The 20099-nt window shown below is 64.1% G+C and carries 22 protein-coding genes and 1 tRNA gene; 13 read left to right on the forward strand and 10 right to left on the reverse strand.

The features are described 5' to 3' along the window. Window positions 1-78 precede the first annotated feature (78 nt). A complete protein-coding gene (locus ACFQ9K_RS40260) occupies window positions 79-252 on the reverse strand; it encodes a CsbD family protein (RefSeq protein ID WP_378717379.1) in 174 nt (57 codons plus the stop codon). Between the two features lie 351 nt (window positions 253-603). On the opposite strand from ACFQ9K_RS40260, the gene ACFQ9K_RS40265 reads away from it, so the two are divergent. From ACFQ9K_RS40265 to ACFQ9K_RS40290, 6 genes are all read left to right on the forward strand, one after another. Continuing rightward, window positions 604-1167: a chemotaxis protein CheB gene (locus tag ACFQ9K_RS40265; protein WP_378717378.1), complete on the forward strand. Its 564-nt coding sequence runs from the start codon at window positions 604-606 to the stop codon at window positions 1165-1167. Continuing rightward, entirely contained in the window at window positions 1164-3074 is a 1911-nt protein-coding gene (locus tag ACFQ9K_RS40270) for a CheR family methyltransferase (protein ID WP_378717377.1), read from the forward strand. The genes ACFQ9K_RS40265 and ACFQ9K_RS40270 overlap by 4 nt, the downstream gene beginning before the upstream one ends. 191 nt (window positions 3075-3265) lie before the next feature. Continuing rightward, window positions 3266-3997 carry a GAF and ANTAR domain-containing protein gene (locus ACFQ9K_RS40275; RefSeq protein WP_378717375.1) on the forward strand — a complete coding sequence of 244 codons (732 nt, stop codon included), beginning with the start codon at window positions 3266-3268 and terminating at the stop codon, window positions 3995-3997. Between the two features lie 15 nt (window positions 3998-4012). Then, window positions 4013-4768, forward strand: a complete 756-nt coding sequence (locus tag ACFQ9K_RS40280; protein WP_378717374.1) for an ANTAR domain-containing protein — start codon at window positions 4013-4015, stop codon at window positions 4766-4768. Window positions 4769-4935: 167 nt separating this feature from the next. After that, entirely contained in the window at window positions 4936-5670 is a 735-nt protein-coding gene (locus ACFQ9K_RS40285) for a phosphoribosyltransferase (RefSeq protein WP_378717373.1), read from the forward strand. Window positions 5671-5851: 181 nt separating this feature from the next. Beyond that, a complete protein-coding gene (locus tag ACFQ9K_RS40290; RefSeq protein WP_378717372.1) occupies window positions 5852-6754 on the forward strand; it encodes an STAS domain-containing protein in 903 nt (300 codons plus the stop codon). Between the two features lie 3 nt (window positions 6755-6757). Here ACFQ9K_RS40290 and ACFQ9K_RS40295 read toward each other — a convergent pair whose 3' ends face one another. After that, the gene (locus tag ACFQ9K_RS40295; RefSeq protein ID WP_378717370.1) at window positions 6758-7441 is read right to left on the reverse strand and encodes a PAS and ANTAR domain-containing protein; all 684 of its coding nucleotides are present in this window, start codon (window positions 7439-7441) and stop codon (window positions 6758-6760) included. 269 nt (window positions 7442-7710) lie between these two features. On the opposite strand from ACFQ9K_RS40295, the gene ACFQ9K_RS40300 reads away from it, so the two are divergent. Both ACFQ9K_RS40300 and ACFQ9K_RS40305 read left to right on the forward strand, forming a co-directional pair. After that, entirely contained in the window at window positions 7711-8115 is a 405-nt protein-coding gene (locus ACFQ9K_RS40300; RefSeq protein WP_378717368.1) for an anti-sigma factor, read from the forward strand. Continuing rightward, entirely contained in the window at window positions 8105-8941 is an 837-nt protein-coding gene (locus ACFQ9K_RS40305) for an RNA polymerase sigma factor SigF (protein WP_378717366.1), read from the forward strand. The genes ACFQ9K_RS40300 and ACFQ9K_RS40305 overlap by 11 nt, the downstream gene beginning before the upstream one ends. 1 nt (window position 8942) lies before the next feature. On the opposite strand, the gene ACFQ9K_RS40310 is transcribed toward ACFQ9K_RS40305, so the two are convergent. Then, window positions 8943-9449, reverse strand: a complete 507-nt coding sequence (locus tag ACFQ9K_RS40310; RefSeq protein WP_378717365.1) for a flavin reductase family protein — start codon at window positions 9447-9449, stop codon at window positions 8943-8945. Between the two features lie 126 nt (window positions 9450-9575). Beyond that, entirely contained in the window at window positions 9576-9938 is a 363-nt protein-coding gene (locus tag ACFQ9K_RS40315) for a MerR family transcriptional regulator (RefSeq protein WP_378717364.1), read from the reverse strand. 51 nt (window positions 9939-9989) lie between these two features. On the opposite strand from ACFQ9K_RS40315, the gene ACFQ9K_RS40320 reads away from it, so the two are divergent. Next, window positions 9990-10637: an NAD(P)H-dependent oxidoreductase gene (locus ACFQ9K_RS40320; RefSeq protein WP_378717362.1), complete on the forward strand. Its 648-nt coding sequence runs from the start codon at window positions 9990-9992 to the stop codon at window positions 10635-10637. Here the strand turns inward: ACFQ9K_RS40320 and ACFQ9K_RS40325 are convergent. Continuing rightward, window positions 10617-11030: a YdeI family protein gene (locus ACFQ9K_RS40325; RefSeq protein ID WP_378717361.1), complete on the reverse strand. Its 414-nt coding sequence runs from the start codon at window positions 11028-11030 to the stop codon at window positions 10617-10619. The two genes, ACFQ9K_RS40320 and ACFQ9K_RS40325, sit on opposite strands and share 21 nt — an antisense overlap. Before the next feature lie 151 nt (window positions 11031-11181). Here ACFQ9K_RS40325 and ACFQ9K_RS40330 point away from each other — a divergent pair, with 151 nt between their 5' ends. Both ACFQ9K_RS40330 and ACFQ9K_RS40335 read left to right on the forward strand, forming a co-directional pair. Beyond that, the gene (locus ACFQ9K_RS40330) at window positions 11182-11619 is read left to right on the forward strand and encodes a hypothetical protein (protein WP_378717358.1); all 438 of its coding nucleotides are present in this window, start codon (window positions 11182-11184) and stop codon (window positions 11617-11619) included. Between the two features lie 900 nt (window positions 11620-12519). Beyond that, on the forward strand, window positions 12520-13071 hold the full coding sequence (locus ACFQ9K_RS40335) for a TerD family protein (RefSeq protein ID WP_378717356.1): 552 nt from the start codon (window positions 12520-12522) through the stop codon (window positions 13069-13071). A 285-nt stretch (window positions 13072-13356) separates the two neighbouring features. Here the strand turns inward: ACFQ9K_RS40335 and ACFQ9K_RS40340 are convergent, their stop codons facing one another. Both ACFQ9K_RS40340 and ACFQ9K_RS40345 read right to left on the reverse strand, forming a co-directional pair. Next, window positions 13357-14925, reverse strand: coding sequence for a DUF262 domain-containing protein (locus tag ACFQ9K_RS40340; protein WP_378717355.1), 1569 nt, complete (start codon window positions 14923-14925; stop codon window positions 13357-13359). A gap of 1280 nt (window positions 14926-16205) precedes the next feature. Beyond that, window positions 16206-16279 (reverse strand) — tRNA-Ile (locus ACFQ9K_RS40345). A 119-nt stretch (window positions 16280-16398) separates the two neighbouring features. On the opposite strand from ACFQ9K_RS40345, the gene ACFQ9K_RS40350 reads away from it, so the two are divergent. Further along, entirely contained in the window at window positions 16399-16830 is a 432-nt protein-coding gene (locus ACFQ9K_RS40350) for a nitroreductase family deazaflavin-dependent oxidoreductase (protein ID WP_378717354.1), read from the forward strand. A 6-nt stretch (window positions 16831-16836) separates the two neighbouring features. Here the strand turns inward: ACFQ9K_RS40350 and ACFQ9K_RS40355 are convergent, their stop codons facing one another. Together ACFQ9K_RS40355 and ACFQ9K_RS40360 are read right to left on the reverse strand one after the other, a co-directional pair. Beyond that, window positions 16837-17004, reverse strand: a complete 168-nt coding sequence (locus ACFQ9K_RS40355; protein WP_378717352.1) for a hypothetical protein — start codon at window positions 17002-17004, stop codon at window positions 16837-16839. Between the two features lie 55 nt (window positions 17005-17059). Then, window positions 17060-18067 (reverse strand): zinc-binding dehydrogenase, encoded by a 1008-nt coding sequence (locus tag ACFQ9K_RS40360; protein WP_378717351.1) that lies wholly within the window; start codon window positions 18065-18067, stop codon window positions 17060-17062. Window positions 18068-18629: 562 nt separating this feature from the next. Between ACFQ9K_RS40360 and ACFQ9K_RS40365 the strand changes: the two genes are divergently transcribed. Further along, window positions 18630-19142, forward strand: coding sequence for a hypothetical protein (locus ACFQ9K_RS40365; RefSeq protein ID WP_378717350.1), 513 nt, complete (start codon window positions 18630-18632; stop codon window positions 19140-19142). Here the strand turns inward: ACFQ9K_RS40365 and ACFQ9K_RS40370 are convergent. Beyond that, window positions 19139-20099, reverse strand: a 961-nt coding sequence (locus tag ACFQ9K_RS40370) for an SDR family oxidoreductase (RefSeq protein WP_378984374.1), incomplete at its 5' end; no start/stop codon positions are given. The genes ACFQ9K_RS40365 and ACFQ9K_RS40370 overlap by 4 nt on opposite strands.

The raw sequence follows: 20099 nt of genomic DNA on the forward strand, positions 1-20099 counted from the left end.
TACCCCTGCCAAGACATGGACGAGCGGGTGCCGCCCGATGGGGCGCACCCGCTCGACAGCAGTCGACCGACCTATCGGTCAGTTGCGGAAGGCATCCTTGATCTTCTCGCCTGCGTCCTTGAGGTTGGACTTGACCTGGTCGGCCTTGCCCTCGTTCTTCAGGTCCTGGTCGTCGGTGGCGTTACCGAACTTCTCCTTCGCCTTACCGGCGAGATCCTCGGCCTTGTTCTGGGCCTTGTCAGCTGTGCTCACTTGTCTAACCCCTTTCCGAATCGGGTTCGACCGACCTGCCTTTTTTGGGCCAGTCGTGTGCCGGATAACCGGCTCGCGCCGATACAAACACCCGCGGCTTATTTCTGGTACTGCCGGTAACCCGCAAACAGCCCTCCGAGCTGGGGATATGGCGTGGCGTCCGAGGTGAGAATTCCTCGAGTCCAACCGCGGGCGCACAACCGGACCGCCACGACCGCACCGCACACGAAGACGATGCGGCCCTGCGCCGCGCCGCAGCCGTCGCCGGGTGGACGCCGTCGCCGCGTTACGCTGATCCCGTGCATATCAAGGCCGGCCGACTCGCCCATGACCACGAATGATCAGTATGGCGTGGTCGCCATAGCCTCGTCGGCGGGCGGCGTCACCGCACTGTTCAAAGTTCTCGGCGGGCTCCCGGGCACGCTGCCGGTCCCAGTCCTGATCGTTCAGCACCTCGATCCCCGGCACAAGACGGTGCTGGCCGAATTGCTCTCGCGCCGAACCGAATTGCGGGTGAAGCTGGCAGAGTCGGGCGAGCTCGCCCAGCCGGGCGTCGTGTACATCGCGCCACCGAACTACCATCTACTGGTGGAGCCGCATGGCGTCCTCGCGCTCTCCGCCAGCGAGCTGGTCCACTTCGTCCGGCCCTCGGCCGACCTGCTGTTCGAGTCGGTGGCGGGCGCGTACGGCCCGCGCGCGATCGCGTGCGTGCTGACCGGCACCGGCCGCGACGGCGCCAGCGGAATAAGCGCAGTAAAGTCACGAGGCGGCACGGTAGTCGTGCAAGATCCCGACAACGCGGAATTCGACGGTATGCCGCGCGCGGCCGTGGCGACCGGCGACGCGGATCTCGTTGTGCCGCTTGACGAGATCGCCGATGTGATCCGAGGGCTGGTAATAGAGAGCGCATTGTGACCGAGTCGAACGAGGAGATCATGGGAGCACCGGGGGAAGACACCGACAGCGGCGACCCGGCACTCGAGGAACTGCTGCTGTTCGTTCGCGATTCGCGCGGCTTCGATTTCACCGGTTACAAACGCACGTCGCTGACCCGGCGTATCCGCAAGCGGATGCAGGAGGTTCAGGTCTCCGAGTATCTCGACTACCGCGATCTGCTGGAAAGCAACGCAGACGAATTCCGCAATCTGTTCAACACGGTCTTGATCAATGTCACCAGCTTCTTCCGCGACCTGGAGGCGTGGCAATACCTACAGCGCGAGGTGCTTCCGGAACTGATCGCGAACAGCAAGTCGGACAGCGAGATTCGGATCTGGAGCGCAGGCTGCTCCAGCGGTCAGGAAACCTATTCGCTCGCGATCGCGTTCGCCGAGGTGCTCGGCCTGGAAGAGTGCACGAACCGGGTCAAGATCTACGGCACCGACGTCGACGAGGAGGCGTTGCGCGAGGCCCGGTCGGGCATCTACGCGGCGAAGGCGCTCGGTCATCTGTCCGAGGAACTGCGGGACCGGTATTTCGAGCCGATCGGCGACCGGTTCGCGTTCCGCTCGGACCTGCGCCGCCGGGTGATCTTCGGCAGGCACGACATCACCCGCGACGCACCCATCTCCCGGCTCGATCTGCTGGTGTGCCGAAACACGTTGATGTACTTCAATGCCGAGACGCAGTCGCACATCCTGGACCGATTCCGGTTCGCGCTGCGCGAGGGTGGCTTCCTCGTCCTCGGCAAGGCGGAACTGCTCCTGTCCGAGGGCGAGCGGTTCGCGGTGACGAGCATGCGTCAGCGGGTCTTCCAGCGCCGGGCCGGCGAGGGCAGGCCGCCGCGCCAGCCGCTTCCGGCGCGCATCGATGTCGACCTCGGCCAGGAGGTACAGGGTTTGGTCCGCAAGCGCCAACTCGGCGAACTCGCCCTCGAGGCCGCTCCGTTCGGGGTGATCGGCCTCGACACCGAAGGCCGAGTCGCCATCCTCAACCATCAGATGCGCAGCCTGTTCGGATTGACGCCGCAGGATATCGGCCGTCCGCTGAGCGAGCTGGAGATCTCCTATCGGCCGGTCGAACTACGCTCGCTGATCGAGCAGGCGGTATCCGAGCGCCGCAGCATCAGGGTCACCGCGGCGGAGCGTCAACTCGGCTTGGACGAACCACAGTATTTCGACGTGGATATTCAACCGCAATGGGGTAACGAAGGCTCGGACGTCGGAGTCGTGGTCAGCTTCGTCGATACGACGATACCCACGCGGCTCTCGCTCGAGGTGAAAGGCAAAAGAGAAGAACTCGAGACAGCGTACGAGGAGCTCCAATCGACCAATGAAGAACTGGAGACCACGAACGAAGAACTCCAATCCAGCATAGAGGAATTGGAGACGACAAACGAAGAATTGCAATCCACCAACGAAGAACTCGAGACGACGAACGAAGAACTCCAGTCCACCAACGAAGAACTGGAGACAATGAACGATGAAATGCGGATCCGCACCGATGAATTGAACGAGACCCGCACGTTTCTCGAGGGGGTCCTGTCCAGCGTCGCGGCGGGCGTGGTGGTGCTCGACGAACAGTTGCGGGTCCGGAGCTGGAACCGCGGCGCGGAGGAGATGTGGGGGCTGCGCTTCGACGAGGTTCATCGTCAAGGGTTCATGACGCTGGATTTCGGGCTGCGTACCCAGTCGCTGCACGAATCCATTCAAGCCTGCCTGAAAACGGGACGCCGCAGCGTGCCGGTGGAGGTCCCGGCCGTCAACCGTATCGGGCGTTCGATCGTCTGCGCGGTGACCTGCTCACCGCTGGACGGCGCACGCGACGGGGTGGTCTTACTCATGGAAGAAGTTCAATCGGCGACCAATCCCATACAGGGTCATTGACCCGTTTACCGCAGTGAGCCGGTAGGCTCGACAACGTGCGGTCGCCCTCGGACGCTAATCAGGAATTCGCCCGCGAGTGGCGAAAATTTGACGCTGAGCAACAACGCGCCGCTCGCGCGTCCGCGGTGGCGGAGAAATACGAGGCAGCGGTCGGTTCGGAACAACAATCAATGCAGCCATTCCGGCAACGCATGGCAGAGCTGCATCGAAGTATCGAAAGTCGTCATCTCGCCTGTGCGCGACTGCACCGCTTACACGCTTTGCGCCTGCGGCGGTGGTATTTCGGCGATCAGACCGCGCTGCGTCCCGTCTTCATGACCGCGGTCGCCCAGGACCTCGGCATGGACAGCGCCGCGGTCACCCTGTTCGGCCAGACCGGCGAGGAACTACTCGTCGCGGCTTCGGACGTCACCGCACGCGCCGCACACGACCTCGAACAGCTGATCGGCGAGGGACCGGCCCGGGACGCGCTGGACGGCAAGGAGTTCGTCACCGCGGGCAGCCCCGGCATGGCCGCGCGCTGGCCCCAGTACGGTCCGGCACTGTCCGAGCTCGGCGTCAGGTCTGTGGTGGCCGTCCCGTTGCACTCCTCCCGCGTGCTCGGCTCACTCTGCGTGTTCACCGGCAATGGGGGAGTCCATACCGACACCGGACCGGCCACCGAGGAGATGGGCGACACCCTCGCCAACACGGTGCTGCTGGCCTCCTACGGTGCCACCGACGACGGTGCCCCGCACGGAACCCTGTTCGATGACGCCGACTACTTCGGCGCCGTGCACCAAGCCGTCGGTATGGTTGCGGTGCAATGCGGTTGCGGTGTCGACACCGCGCTGGCGATGCTGCGCGCACGCGCCTTCGCCGACAGCCTCGACATCGCGGAGATCGCCCGCCGGGTATTGCAGGATGGATACCAATTATGTTGACCTTCAGGGTATTCCATGGCCGATGAGCTTGCATTGGGCATGTCGGAGCTGACCGCGCTGCTGTTGAGCGGCGACGATGTCGCCGAATCGCTCTGCGCCATCGCCGATACCGTGACAAGGATGCTGCCGGATCATCCGATGACGGGGATCACCCTGGCCCGCGGGGGCGGCACCATCGTCGGCGGTTCGAGCGGCGCGCACGCGATGTTAGTCGAGGAAGCCAGGTTCAGCGAGGGCTACGACCCGTGCCTGCAGGCAATGGATACCGCACAATTGGTTTCGGTGCCCGATGTCGCGATGGAGCACCGCTGGGGCGGATACTCGACCCGAATGCTCGCCTACGGTATCAAATCTGTTTATGCCCAACCGCTTTCGGTGAACGGCGAAGCGCTCGGCGCACTGTCACTCTATTCGACCCGGCCGAACGGCTTCACCGACCGGGCCAGGCAATCCGCCACCCTGACCGCCGAACACATCGGCACGCTGCTCACGGTCGCGGCCGACACGGCCCAGCAGGTCAAGCTGACCGAGCAGCTGCGGGCGACCCTGGCCTCCCGATCCACCATCGATCAGGCCCTCGGCATCGTGATGGCGGAACGCCGGTGCGACCGCGACGCGGCGTTCGAGGTGCTGCGCGACCGGTCTCAGCGGAGCAATGTCCGTGTCGCCGATCTGGCCGCGGAGATCATCGAGACGGTCACCGGCAGTAAACCCGCCTCCCCCCGCTTCATCGAACCGGGTCAGTCGTCGCGCCGACCGCGCCGGTCGTGAGCGATTCACTCCCCCAACATAGTTCGCGCACTCGCGGCCGGCGGGCAACCCGGCGCGCCCACCGACAAACCGACGACGAAATCGGTACTGCCGAGTAGAATTGACCGCGTCCTCCTGAGTCCTGAAGCGCGGCTCCGGATTCCGCCACTCGATGTTCGGGGGACGACATGGATGATCCCGCCTTATCCAGCGCCCACACCAACCACCGCGCATATCGGCGTTCGCTGTTCATCGACCGGCGCGACGCGGGTCGCCGGCTCGCCGCTCGGTTGCAGGCCTTCCGCGGCCCGGATGTCGTCGTCCTCGGCGTCCCCCGCGGCGGCGTTCCGGTGGCCTGCGAGGTCGCCGCCGGTCTGCGACTGCCGCTCGACACGATCGTCGTCAACAAGCTCCACGTTCCCTATCGGCCCGAACTGTCCTTCGGTGCGATAGGCGAGGACGACACCCGCATCATCGATGAGGTTGTCGTCCGCAGCACCCTGCTGACCGATGCGGAGCTGGCCGAGACCGAATCGCACGAGCGCAGCAGCCTGCACCGCCGGTCCCAACGGTTCCGCAGACATTTTCCGCCCGCTGAACTGGGCGGGTGCACGGCTGTGGTCGTCGACGACGGCGTCACCACCGGCATCACCGCACGAACCGCCTGCCGGGCAGCCTATGCGCGCGGCGCGGTCCGGGTGGTCTTGGCCGTCCCGGTGGCGCCGCACCGGATCGCGCGGACGCTGGCTTATGACGCGGACAAGGTCGTGTGTCTGGAAACGCCACCGCGCCCGCGCCCGCTGGACGAGGCCTATCTGCGCTGCGACCCGGTCACCGACTCCGACGTGAACGAGCTGCTCGACCGGCAGGCTGCCGCCCCGGAACGAATTCGCTTGGCGGAGAGTAGATATGGATACAGGTAGCTGGCTCACCCCGGTCGCCGCGCCCGGAAACCGGGCATAGATCCATTCGACGGCTCCGACGCCGACGATAGGTATACGATCCTGCGGACGGTGGAACGGTCCAGCGCGGGGCCGGCCATCGCAATTTTCGAGCACACGAGGCCGGTGTGCGTGGGATAGACCGGAGGCGGCATTGTCCGAGATGTCGATTACTGCATTCCCGACTGAGATCAGCTCCAACGGGGTCAGCGAGGGGCTGCTCTCCGAGTTGGTCGAGCACCTGCGGCAGAACCGCACCATCCTGCGCGAAGAATGGGCGCGCCGCATTACCGAGGCGCAGTTACTCACCGCGATGACGCCGGACGAAATGTTCTCCGAAGCCACCTCCGTCTACGACAACTATGTGGCCGTGCTGGAAACCGGATCGGTAGAAGCGTTGCAGGATTACGCGCGTGATCTGTCCGAGCGCATCATTCCGCGCGGCGTCGAAACCGACGAGGTGCTCGGCATCGTGCTGCTGCTGCGCGACGTGCTGGCCCGCTCGCTGTTCGAGAAATATCAGACCGACTTCCAGTTGCTCAATGCCGTGCTCGACGCGTACGAACCGGCGGCCAACCGCATCGCCAACACCGTGGGCGTCTCCTTCGTCGAGGAGCGCGAGCGCATCATCCGCCAGCAGCAGGAGGCGATCCGCGAGTTGTCCACCCCCGTTCTCCAGGTACGGGAACAGCTGCTCATCCTCCCCATCATCGGCGTGCTCGATGGTCAGCGGGCCCGTCAGCTCACCGAACAATTGCTGCGCGCGATTCGCGCCAACCGGGCCAAGGTCGTCGTCATCGACATCACCGGCGTGCCGACCATCGATTCCACGGTGGCCAACCACCTGGTGCAGACCGTCGACGCGTCCGGCCTGATGGGTGCGAACGTGATCATCACCGGTCTGTCCTCGGAGATCGCGCTGACCCTGGTCACCATCGGCCTGGACCTGTCCAAGATGAACGCGGTCGGTGACCTCCAGGGCGGTATCGAGGAGGCCGAACGTCTGCTCGGCTACGAGGTCAGCCGCAGCGGCACCGGCGAGACCACCCGGCGACCGGAAAGCTGAAGGCTAGTCCGGTCCGGCATTCTCGTGCACGGTCAGCAGCAGATGGTCGAACGCGGTCTGCACCTGTGGCGGCGCGGGCGGCAGTGAGTCGAGTTCGGCGATGAGCCGCGAGGCCAGCGTGCGCAGCTTGACGTTCGTCTCCTGCGAGCGCCACTGCAACACCCGGAACGCTTGCTCGGCATTGAGCCGGTACACCCGCATCAACACACCCTTGGCCTGTTCGATCACGGCGCGCGCCTCGAACAGTTCCGGCAGCGTGTCATCCAGCATCTCCTGGCGCTGCTCATCGATGGTTTCGGTCAGGTCGACGTAGTAGCCGGTGGTGCCGACCACCTTGTCGTCCTCGGTCATGGTGTCGCCCAAGACGATCACATGGCGCACCTGGCCCGCGGTGTCGATGATGCGGTGGCGGCTGCAGAACGGCTCGGCATCGCGCAGCGACTTGGCGATGGTCTCCGCGACCTGCGCGCGATCGTCCGGATGCTTGTGCGACAGCAGTAATTCCGTCGTCGGCGTCACCGTCCCCGGCTCGTACCCGTGCATCGCGGCGACCTCGTCCGACCACTGCCACCGCTGATCAGCGAATCGGAAGGAGAAGCTTCCGGATGCCTGCGGTGTGCCGCCACCGACCACCTCGACGACCGCACGGGTCGCCGCCTCGGTGGCCTTCGCGCCAGTTTCTCTCACCGGGTAAGTATGCGCCCTACCTGCGGTTTCCGCTCCCGGTCGGGGGTCACTGGCCGATGCCTTCAGGCCCTACCGGCAAAGGGCCCTTGTGCCCTGTCCGCGGGGACCTTGTGCCCTATCCCACGGGGTAAGTCGAGTCACATCGCCGGGTCGAGATCTCGGCTCTCCGGTTGGACGCCCGCGTCCCGGGTATGGCGTCAGGGAATCGTTGGGAGGCGGTGAACACGATGAAGGTGGTTTCCGAGACATCGACACCACATCAAACGGCCGTGGTCGCACACCGAGTGGCGTTCGAACTGGCCGCTGAACCGCACGAGTTGGGGATGCTGCGTGCGCTGACCGACACCACCTGCATGATGGCCGATGTCGCGCTCGACGCGATCCCCGATATCCGGCTGGTGCTCAGCGAGGCGGCGACCGCGCTAATGCTCGACGCGGTGCCGGGCTCGGTTCTGCGGTGTGTCTTCATCTACAACAAGCGACGGCTCGGCGTGCGGCTCAGCGCGCACACGACCCGCGATGTCGAGGTCAGCCGCGACCCGTTGAGCTGGCAGTTGGTGCGGATGTTGACCGATTCGGCCGAGTTGCGCCAGGATTCGTTTGATCTCGACGCGGGTGGATATCCGACGGCCATCGAATTCAGCTGGGAGCGAGGTATATCCGATGCAACGTGAGTTGACCACCGACCGGACCGAGATATCGCGCCCCGGCAGTTCGCGCGGTGACAGCTACGACAACGTCGAGCCGTGGTTCGAGAAGATGGCCGCGCTCACCGCGCACGACCCGCACCGAAATGAGTTGCGCGAGGAGATAACCCGGCTGTGCCTGCCACTGGCCGAACACATCGCGCGTAAGTTCTCCGGCCGCGGTGAGGCTTTCGATGATCTGCATCAAATCGCCAGGGTGGGTTTGGTTCTGGCGATCGACCGGTTCGACGTGGCACGCGGGAGTTCGTTCCTTTCCTTCGCCGTGCCGACGATCATGGGCGAGGTGCGCAGGCACTTCCGCGATCACACGTGGGCGGTGCGAGTTCCGCGGCGGCTCAAGGAAGTTCAGCAGCTGATCGGGCCCGCCACCGAGACCCTGTCGAACAGACTCGGCCGGGTGCCCAATGCGAGGGAGATCGCCGCCGAGCTGGGCATCGAGCTCAGCGAGGTCACGCAGGCGCTCATCGCGCGCAACGGGTATCAGTCCAATTCCATCGACGGCCTCACCCGCGACGACGACGAGAACGCGGCGGCGCCCGTGGTGGCCGGCCTCGGCGCCGAAGAACCGTGCTACGAACTGCTGGAGCAGTCGATGACGGTGCGTCCGTTGATCGCGGCCTTGCCCGAGCGGGAGCGGCAGGTGCTGATCATGCGGTTCTTCGAATCGCTGACCCAGGCGCAGATCGCCGAGCGGCTCGGGGTTTCGCAGATGCAAGTGTCGCGCATTCTGAACAAGACCTTGAACACCCTGCGCGAGCAGGCGCTGGCCGACCGTCCCGCACAGGTGGCCTGACCTAGGCCATGTGTCCCGGCTTCAAACCGGCGACCAGGTTGTAGCGCAGCGGTTCCGTTCGCGGCGGCGGCGCCGACGATTCCTCCGGCGCGATGAGCATGCCGACGTGATCGCCCAGATCGTGCCGCTCGAGGATGCGGCCGGTGAACCAGCCCGCGGCGGCGGTCAGGATCGGTAAGTCCGCGGGGCCGGGCTGCCACTTGCAGTGCGCGAACTTGTTGATGTCGTCGCCGGTTTCCGCGCCGAAAAGCGCGGCCAGCGAAGACTGTTCGCGGCCGAGCAGATGAACGGCGAGGTGCTCGGCGGCCATCGCGACGCCGAAGGTGAAGTTGGTCTTGGAGATGCCGACCAGAAAACGCGGCGGCTCGATGCTCACCTGTGAGGTGAAGCCGACCAGACATCCGGCCTGACGGCCGTCGGCCCGGGCGGTCACGACGAACACCGGGTAGTCGGCGGCCGCGATCACCGCGTCGAATCCGGTTCTAGCTGCTGTGGCGTTGTCCGACATGGTCCTCGCACTCGGCTCGGCCGAGATCCTTCCCCGCGGTGTCGGCACGGCTGGGGACCACGGCAAGTGGGCAGTCCGTAACCCACACTACGAGACATCGACGGTGATCAGGGCGACGAATTTCGGTCAGCGCCCGGTCATGACGTCTTCGCGCAGTTTGAGAATATTGGCCTTTTCGGCCAGGAGTCGGTCGATGCCCGCGTCCAGTTGGCGGGTGCGTTCGTCGAGTTGCGCCAGCACGTCGTCGCGATCCTGGTCGGTGGCACTCTGCGGGGCGGTGCAGGCGATGTGGATCAGCGCGGCGGCCTCGGACAGGGACAGGCCGGAGGCGAGCAGGCAGCGGATGTCGTGCACCGTCTTGACGTCTTCCTGGCGGTAGTGCCGGTAGCCGTTGGGATCGCGCTGCGGGGTCAGGACGCCGGCGTTCTCGTAGTGCCGCAGCATTCGCGGGGTCGCGCCGGTGAGCTCGCTCAAATCCTTGATCCGCACCGCAGGCTCCTCCTTGACATTGACGTTAGTGTCATACTTTACCTTGGCCATATGACGAACGAACGGAATCGACCGAACGTCCTGCTTGTGGTCGCGCACCCGGACCACGAATCCGCCACCTGGGCCATCGCCCGCGCGGTGGAGCAAGGCCTCCAGGCGGACGGAAACACTACTGCCACAACGCATGACCTGACCAAATCGGGATTCGATCCGGTGTTCAACGCGGCGGATCTCGCGGTCCACCGGCTGGTCGGCGAGGTCCCCGCGGATGTGCGGCGCGAGCAGGAGCTGATCGAATCCGCCGACGTCGTCGCCCTGTTGTTCCCGGTCTACTGGTGGTCCATGCCCGCGCTCGCCAAAGGGTGGATCGACCGGGTCTTCAGCCGCGGTTGGGCCTACGAGAACCCCTCGCCGAAGGGGCCGAGCGCGATCGACGAATTGCACTTCATCGCCCTGGCCGGCGTCAACCAGGATTCGTTCGAGCGCCGCGGATACAAGGACTCGATCTCGCTCCAGTTGCGGCACGGGATCGCCGACTACTCCGAGATCGCCGCATCATCGATCGAGATCCTCTACGGCACCGAAACCACTGACCCGCAAGCACATCAGGACCTGGCCGCCCAGGGGTACAAGCTGGGTGCCGACCTGGCCCAGCGGGCGCAGGCGGCGTTCGATCGGTCAGCCGGCTCGCACGAGTGACGGCATGACCCGCGCGGCGCGGGCGCGCGGCGTCGCGGCAGCCCAGCGCCCGTCCGTCTCGGCCGCGGCGATCGCCGCGAACCCGGGTGCCCGCATCCGGCCCGCGGCGATCAACGCCTCTGCCTTCGTCACATTCAGCTGCGACCAAGGGCTTTTCGCGCGACGCGGTGAGTACCGTTGCAGAAAATGCCGCTCGTCCAAAGCCTTTCGATGGCTGTCGATCCAGCCGAAGCAGAGCGCGACCTCCAGCGCCTCACCGATCGCGAGCCCCTCGGCTCCTTTCTTGGCGATCACCAGCCACACCTCCGCCGACTCGTCGTGCTGATCGGCGAGCCACGACTCCCACTGCGCCGCATTCGAAAACCGATGAGAACCTGCGTCGACGCTTGTCATGAACCCATCATCCGCACTTAAGTGCTCACCGAATGAGCACTTTTCTGCCCGGATCCGGGGATGATCCCGGACGCGACCAATCCGAAGACCATCTCGGGTCCGAATAGCGGGGTGTTCCACACCGGAATCCCACAGAATCGAGGCCCACCCAGTGCCCTGCCGCCCTGCCCGACTCGCCGCCGGCCTCACCGCCGTCGCGGCGCTGGTCTTCCTCGCGCCCACCGCGCACGCCGTGACGTCTCCGAGTTACCGGTGCAAAACCATCGAGCCCGGCAAGGAAATCAGCGACAACCTCGCTCCCGTGACCGCCGAGACCTGCACCGCGGTCAACAAGGCGCCCAAGGCCGGCGACATCACCGGCCTCTTCTTCATCCTCGACGCCACCAAGAAGGAGCCGTACTACCTCTGCGGCGTCAACCCCGACGGCAAACTCGCCTCCGCGACCACGACCACCGGCACCGCCACCCTCCCCGGAAAAGTCACCGCCAAAGGCTGCAAAACCTTCCCGAAGGGCGACATCAAGTTCACCCCGGAACAGTTCGAGCAGGAACTGGCCAAGCAGACCAGGGAAAAGGGCACGCCGCGTTAGGTGCCACGGCCCGCGGGCACACACCCGCAATCCCGACCAGGCCCTTATCGTGTGGGGGTGCGTGGCGAGACTAGCGAGACCGGTCGGACCGGAGACTTAGGCGGGGACGTTTCGCCGCGGGCGTTGCTCGTGACCAGACTGGCCGAGCTCTGGGAGGCCGCGGGCAATCCCACCCTGCAACGAGTCGCGGACACCACCCAAGCACGACTCAAAGCCACCCGCACCCCAACACAAAACCAGCGTTCCTCAATGCGCTGCTGGCATCCGGAAAACCGGACGAGGCGCTGACCATGTTCATTGCCGCGTCGACCGTGGCCGCCGACTTCGACAACCGAATCGAGCAGGCCCGCGCCGCCGAAGGCATAGCCCGCTGCCGAGTTACCCTCTGACCACACCAAGCACTCATCTGAGTGCATCCGAAACCGATGCCGCGACAGCCTATCTCACCCCACTCGAGCCCCCACCGCCCGAGCCCCAAAGATCGACTCCCGCGCATCGGCCCGGATTACTGGGCCCGCCGCTGATCCCCTCCACCTGCGGCGCCCCGCCATCACCCCTGATGGCGCCGCAATCATCATGGAAACACTGAAGTACCGCCAAGCCAGATCGAGTGTTCGCATAGTGAATACGCAGGTCAGAACCCATAGGGCGAAATTCCGGTCCGGAGATTTCCGGAGGCCGGACTGCCAGGTACTAGGCCGAAAGCATTTGCCCTGACGGCGTTTTTACGGCATCTTTACGGGTGGTGCGCCGGGAAGCCTGGTCGGCAAACCCGGCCGTGATCGCGAGCCGGGCAGCTGAGGGTGGGAGGCTCCCGATGGTTACTCCTGGCGGTACCACGGCACTGCCCTCTTCGAGTCCGCTGAGGACGGCGGTCATCAAAGCTCAAGGGGGAAGCCCGTGTTCATCACACTTCGCAACGACAGCGGCACCGCGCTCGACTACGTCACCATGGCGCTCGGCTGGGATCCGGTCCGTACGCATCAATTCTTCGGCGCGCGGCGCAAGGACATCGACCTCAACGCCGCCGCGCTGCTGTTCGCCGACCAGGAGATCGTCGACGTCGTCTACCACGAGCAACTCATCTCCCGCGACGGCGCGATCCGGCACCTCGGGGACAGCACCACCGGAGAAGGCAAGGGCGACAACGAGATCGTCACCGTCGACCTGACCCGTTTGACGCCTGAGATCACCACCGTGGTCTTCATCGTGACCTGCTACACAGGTCAGACCTTCGAACAGATCGACAACGCGTTCTGCCGGTTGATCGATAGCATGTCCGGCATCGAAATCGCCCGCTACGACCTCAGCGGCGGCGGGTCACACACCGGCCTGGTGATGGGAAAGGTATTCCGCACCGACGGCGTGTGGCAGTTCGAGTCGATCGGCAAGGCCATTCGCGCACAGCATCCCGCCGAGGCCGTCACCCAGGTCCGCGTGATGCTGGCCTGACCTCGCCACTAGGGCTGTTTGTGGGGCGGGCGGGGCTCGAACCCGCGACCAATGGATTATGAGATAAAACGCCCAGAACACTGCCCTGACCAGGCAAAATCTGGCCAGGACCGAACGTAAGCATAGAAGACATTGGTGACGGAGCCAAGGGCGCCGGACCACACCCTTGCGCGATGCGAAGTTGGCCCCGGCAGCAGAATCCAACGTCTGCATTACGTCGCGCTTACGTAATGCAAGTCAGGTTTATCGCAGTGCTATCTTCTAAACCGCGACCGCTCCTAAGCCTTATCCCATAAGCGATTCGGCATACTGCGCCAATGCCTTTGCACGTGACAGAATGAAGGCGTCATAGTCGTCATCAAAGAGGGAGTTAGGGCAGATAGCAGATTCAAGTATTTCATCAATCCCACTCGGCGGCATCTTCTTTCTATAAATACTTGGCGCATCGCCACTCAATTGGTTATTATCGATCGCTGAAATGATAGCGAAGTTGGCAAGCCTGTTTATCTCCGCCGTGGTACGCCCAAGTTTCTTGAGAAAACTTCGTGGCATCAAATGATGAAACTCCTCGCGGTTATACGCCTGAAGTACAGGGCCAAGATCAACCGATGCTCCGGAGATAAAAGATTTCGGCCGTCTGTTCGCAAGCAAAAGAATTAGAGTCTTGGTATGAACAGTGCCGATAGTGAAGGACTGATCCATGAAATACTCCGAATCAATCTTCACCGTAAATGAGTCAAGACTTGAGGCCCTCAGACTCTTCAATTCGATCATCTCGGAGATGTCGCGCTTCAGATTCCGAAGCACACCTGCACTGAACCTTCGGGAGAAGCATGACTTCCAGAACCATCTTTCGAGCGATACACGTTGCGAGTCGCTCATCTTCACGCTTTTCCTGTCCGCCGTCGCAAAAAATACGGCGAGCGGAACTAGCAACGCCGGATAAGGTAGATTCGCAAGCGTTTTCACTACCAGATTATCCCTTAGGAAGTCAATGGCCCCTTTAACCCCGTTCTCAATTTCATCGAACCTCGCCCGCACGTCGACACCTTTAAGACCCATCAGAGTAGCGGGAGATGCGTCGTCCGCCACGACGGCGGCACAGCAGCGCAGAATCAAGTTCGTGTCTTCCGATATATCACCGAATCCATGCGGCGAAACCTCATCTGCGAGTGTCCGAATCCTCTCCTGAAGGTTAAAGTCATCGCTCCATGTCCAAGCCGACAGTAGCTGAAACGTATCCAATTCCACACCGAGTCGATTTACGCGCTCAAATACTATTGCAACTTTAGCTCTATCTTCAGTCGCGACTTCCTGAGTCGGAATCGGAGCCTCCTTGAAAACAGATTGCACACGGTCTATCAACTCGGCCCGATCAGTCGATAGATGTTCTGTCGCTTGGCGATACGCAGTAACGTCGAAGAAAGTGCCAATTGGAAAGTGCTGATCTTTATCCACTTCCTCCGGCGACGGGCAGACGAACTGACTCTCTTGCAAATCAGATTTGGCATTCATATCGAAATATATTTCAGTCCAGGGCGCGTCCTCTATAGGTGTCAATTCCGTCTGAAAGACACCGAATATTGATGTAAGACGCTGCTGCCCATCCAGCACATAGTCAATCGGATACTCAGGCTCGACCTCTGGCAAAAAGAAAGGGCCGAGCTGACGCTCATGCTCCAATTTTTCTTTGGTCCGCCACAGAATAAGAGAACCGAACGGGTAGCCTTTATAGATAGAGTCCATAAGATAAGCAACACGCTCAGCATCCCATACAAAACCGCGTTGAAAGGCAGGCACCCGAATAGTTCCATTTTGAGCTTGCTCAAGGATCTTTCGGATCGTAAGTGCCACAGTTGCCCCCTGGTGTCTAGGACCGTCGAATACCTCACGTACTCTATCTCTTGGCGCTCGAACCGGGGTTAGAACACGCAACAGGAAGTCTGCGACGAAGATTCAACCCATGGCAGGGACGGAGCGGCATGATCGTGAGGCGTCCCTGCCCGCCTACTGTGGTCCTTCCCAGAGGGTAAGCTCCTCACCCTGCCGCACTGTTGCGCTCGGCATTCACCCGCTCCAACCTGCCAACGCGCATGCGACTTTGAACCAGCACCGAGCTTGCCCTCCGCACGACTCGCCACCGTCACATGTGACGCAGTTGTAGACGTGACTTCTCCTCATGACTAACCCACCCCCTCCCAGCCCTTCCTTTCCCTCCCAAATGTTCTGATGCCGGCAAATATGCCATCTCGACGCACCTTTATCGCGTCCGCTGATCCGGCTTTGGTCGGATTCGGAGTCGGATCAAAATCTGATCAGGTCCGAATCAGATCCGGATCGATTTCCGGCCTTGCGAACATGCAGTGTGCGATTATCGATGCTGAGTTGTCCTTCGCAGCAGCCGGATGCTTCGCACACACCCGGAGGTATCTCCGCAGCGCCGTTCGGGCCTTGTAGCCAAACGGACACGCCAGCGGTAGGCCGCCCTTGCCGATCACCAGCACCGTTTTCTAGTTGAGGTCGAACGACTCCGCCTCTGGCAGTGCGAGTCGCCGTACCCATCCAGGCGTCGGCGAACAACCAGACGATGGCGTTGTCGCGTCGGACGGCGAAACTGGTGCCATCACACTCTGCGAGAACTGCTTTCACCGCGTCCATGCTCGGCACCGACACCTGCTGATGCGGGACCGCGGGTCGCTCATCTTGTCGAACGGATTCACGCCGATGACCTCTTCGGCCGCGAGATACTTAAGATCTGTTGCAGCGATCGGTACTGGCCGCGTGCGTACTCCGGCGACAGCAGTTTGCCGCTGCGCCGATTCGGCCAATTGGGTCGCGTAAACAGATGGTCGATGTAGCCGCCGAAGTGAGCGCGAGTGATGTCCGGCACCACGGTCGACAGCTCGCGCCTGAAGGTAGTCGGCGAAGGCCCGGATCTAGGAGGGAGGCAGCTCCCGATGGTCTTCTTGCTCTGGTTTTGCGGTGCAGCTTCATCGCGAACGGGCAAGCTCCCTGATGTCGTCCAGTGCGAGCCCCGTGGCAGGACTAACCGCCAAAATACATTGCTGCCGGAGCAACGTTCTGAATCAACTTGGCTGTCGAGTTCGATATTTCCGCAGCTCAGAGGCCATTTGTGGGGCGGGCGGGGCTCGAACCCGCGACCAATGGATTATGAGTCCACGGCTCTAACCGACTGAGCTACCGCCCCGCTTCTGCGGGTGCACCGCAGGCGTGGGGGATGCTACCGGCTGGGGTGGGGCTTGCACCAGTTGGACCCGGGGTGGCGGTTAGGGTGGGGCGTCCGGCAACCGTTCTGGAGGGTCGAGCATGGCGAGTTTGTTCGCGAATGTGCTGAAGGTGCACCAGTGGGTGTACGAGAACAGCGGCGGGCTGGTGGGGCACCGGGTGCTGTTCGGGAATCCGACGTTGCTGCTGCGGACGGTGGGGCGCAAGACGGGGCAGGCGCGGACCTCGGCGCTGACGTACGGGACGGACGGGGCGGATTACTTGGTGACGGCGTCCAACGGTGGGTCGCCGCGCCCGCCGGGATGGCTGGCGAATGTGAAAGCCAAGCCGGAGTGTGAGATTCAGATCGGGCGGCGCGCGATAGCGGTGGTCGCGCGGCCGACTTATCCGGACGACGCGGATTACGCTCGCCGGTTCGCGATCGTCGACAAGATCAATAAGGGGCGGTACAGCGCCTACCAGAAGATGACCAAGCGGCCCATTCCGGTGGTCGTGCTGACGCCGGTCGGCTGAGTTCGGTCAGTCCCGGTAGTCCTCGTCGCGCTCGTCCCAGTGATCGTCGTAGTCGTCGGGATCATCTCTGTCCCAACGCCTCCCGTCTTTCGGAGGTCTGCTGGCGATTTGCACGACAACGACGACCAGGGCCAGTACCACAAGGACTACACCAACAACGATCAGAGTCTCCACCCAGGGCACCCTAGCGCCGAGCCAGGGTGCCCGCCAGGGCTGAAACCGTACGGTCTCAGCGGGCCGAACCCACGGTCAGCAGGGTGCGCCCCACCGCGGTCCTGGATTCGATGGCGGCGTGCGCACTTTCGGCGTCATCGAGCGGAAAGGCCTGGCCGATCACCACTTCCAGCCGCCCGGCCACGGCCTCGGCGAGGGAACGTTCGGCGAGCCCGGCCCAGTCGGTGTTCGCGTCGGTGAGGTCGAACAGACCGTAGACGGTGATGCCGCGCGCCGCCGCCACCTCGGTGTCCGGTGCCGCGAATTCGCCTGCCGAGGCACCGTATCCGAGGAATCGGCTGTTGTCCGCGGCGGCGGCGAGCGCGTCCTCGCCCAGCGCACCACCCGCGCCGTCCAGCACTACGTTTGCGCCCGCACCTCCGGTCGCCGCGCGCGCCTTGTCCGCCCAGCCCGGTTCGGAGTAATCCAGGACGGCGTCCGCACCGAGACGCTCGGCGAGTTCCAGTTTGGTTCGACCGCGGGCCGCGGCGATGACGTGCGCGCCGGCGGCGCGCGCGAGCTGAATCAGCAAGGTGCCCAAGCCTCCTCCGGCCGCGGTGATCAGCACCCACTCCCCCGGTTGGATCGCGGCGCGGTCGAGCACCGCGAGGGCCATCTTGCCGTCGTGCGCGAGCGCCACCGCCTGCGCCGCGCTCAATTCCGCTGGCACCACGGTCAGCGATTCGACCTTGGCCAGCGCCTTTTCGGCATAGCCGCCGGTCGGCTGGCCGCCACCGATCTTGCTCGCCGCGGTTGTGGTGGTGACGCGCTTGCCGACCCAGGACGAGTCAACCCCCGCGCCCACCGCGCTGATCACGCCGGCGACGGCGCCACCGGGCACATACGGCGTCTCCAGCTGGAAGAACTCACCGCCCCACCCGCTGCGCAACCGGGTGTCCAGGAACATCACGTCGGCGGCGGCCACGTCGACGACCACCTCGCCCGGCCCGGCGACCGGCTCCGCCACCTCACGCACGGTGAGCACCTCTGGTCCACCGAATTCCATTGCCTGCACAGCCCGCATGACCATCCTCCATCGCTTTCCTGTTCGGATTGACAGGACCAAGCATGGAACCTCGAGCAACGTTGAGGTCAAGCCGAGCGATTATGCCGCCCGCGAAATCACCCCGAACTCAGGAACCCCCGCCACAGCTACTGCTGCTCCCACCCCCGCAACTGGAACTGCTCCCACCCCCGCAACTGCTGCTGCTCCCGCCACCGCAGCTACTGCTGCTGCCACCGCTGTCGTGATGACCACCGTGATGGTGATGACCGCCCCCGTGCCCTGAATCCCAGCCCCCGCTACAGCTACTCGACGAGCCACCATCGGCGAACCCGGCGGCACCGGCCGCCCAGTACGGGTCCGAGCTGTCGCTACTCCCGCCGTAGCGCCCCCGCGGACCCCCGCGCCGAGCCCCGTACGGCGGAACCCGCCGCCGGTTGCGCCGCAGCACGCCGACGATCACCCCGATCATGATGAACGGTATCGCGATGACCAGCATTATCACCAAGATGAAAAAGACAATGAAAATGGTCTCAGCCATTCATGAACCGTAACGGCGCGGCCCGCGTGCGTACAGTGAACTGTGCCGTCTTTCCGCTTCCGCAGATCCCGGCCGCGCGACATCGACCTCGCGACGGTCAACGCCGCGGTCGCCGCGCTGGAGTTGCCCGAGGCCGTCTACAAGACCTCCCCGTGGCTCCCCCGCGACCTGGTGGAGACCGGCCTGCGGCAATGGCTGCGCTGCTGCGGCGCGGCGATGCGCGACGGACAGGTCGTCGGCATGCCGTCGCACGCGGTCGATGAGGCGTGGCACGGTTTCATCCTCTGCACCGAGCGCTACGCCGAGTTCTGCGCCGCCGCCTACGGCCGCTTCCTGCATCACTTCCCGGAAGGCGCGGGGCCGCCGAAGGTTTCGCATGGTTCGATGGGCGAGCAGCTCGGCCGCACCGTGGTCGCCTGGGCGCTGGTCGCCGAACCGGGCGAGACCTGCGTGCTGTGGGACCTGGACCGCCGGGTCGGCGTCGAGCACCCGTGGGGCGTCGACGCCGAACGCGTCGCGGCCATCGAGGCCGATCTGCGCGCCCTGGCGGACTAGGTCAGCTTCACCCGCGCCGCGACGAACCGGCCGACCGCGGGCGCGAGCCTGCTGAAGTGGTACTGCAACCGCGCTTCCGGCGTCACCGGAACGATGCTGCGGTCCTTCTCCACCGCCCGCACGATCTGCTCGGCCACCTTCTCCGGCCCGTAGCTGCGCTTGCGGTAGAGGTTGTCGTAGCGCTGCTGCTTGGCCTTCTCCTCTTCGGCGCTGACCCCCGAGAACCGGGTGTTGGCAACGATATTGGTGTGCACGATGCCGGGGCAGATGGTGTGCACCGAGATCCCCCGCCCGGCCAGTTCCGCGCGCAGGCAGTCGGAGAACATGAACACCGCCGACTTGCTGGTGGAGTACGCGCTGAACCCCTGCTGCGGGCTGTAGGCGGCCATGCTGGACAGATTGACGATGTGGCCGCCCAATCCCCGTTCGGCCATGGCGGATCCGAAGGCACGGCAGCCGTTGAGCACGCCGCCGAGATTGATCCGCATGACCCGGTCGAACTCCGCCGCCGAGGTGTCGAAGAACCCACCGGCCTGACCGATGCCCGCGTTGTTGATCAGAATGTCCGGCACGCCATGGTTTTCCAGCACGATCTCGGCGTGCGCGGTCACCGCGTCCGCGTCGGACACGTCGAGCTGATACGGATGCGCGACACCGTGTTCGGCGGCGATCAGTTCGGCGGTCTCCTTGGCCGACGCGAGATTGATGTCGGACAGCACGATTTCGGCGCCGCGCCGAGCCAGCGCCAGCGCCGTCTCGCGCCCGATGCCGCTGCCACCGCCGGTGATCACCACGAGCTGATCCTCGAACGGCTTTGCGCTGCGGCCGACTTCGGCCCGGCGCAGCGCGCGCGGAACGGTGGCGCCGTTGACCGTGTCGATCAGCTCGGTGGTCGCGGTGGACAGTAACTCGGGATGCGAGAACGGCATCCAGTGCCCGGCGGGCACGTCGCGGCGC

The sequence above is a fragment of the Nocardia sp. NPDC056564 genome, from assembly GCF_042793755.1.
In the GTDB taxonomy this organism is placed as follows: Bacteria; Actinomycetota; Actinomycetes; order Mycobacteriales; family Mycobacteriaceae; genus Nocardia.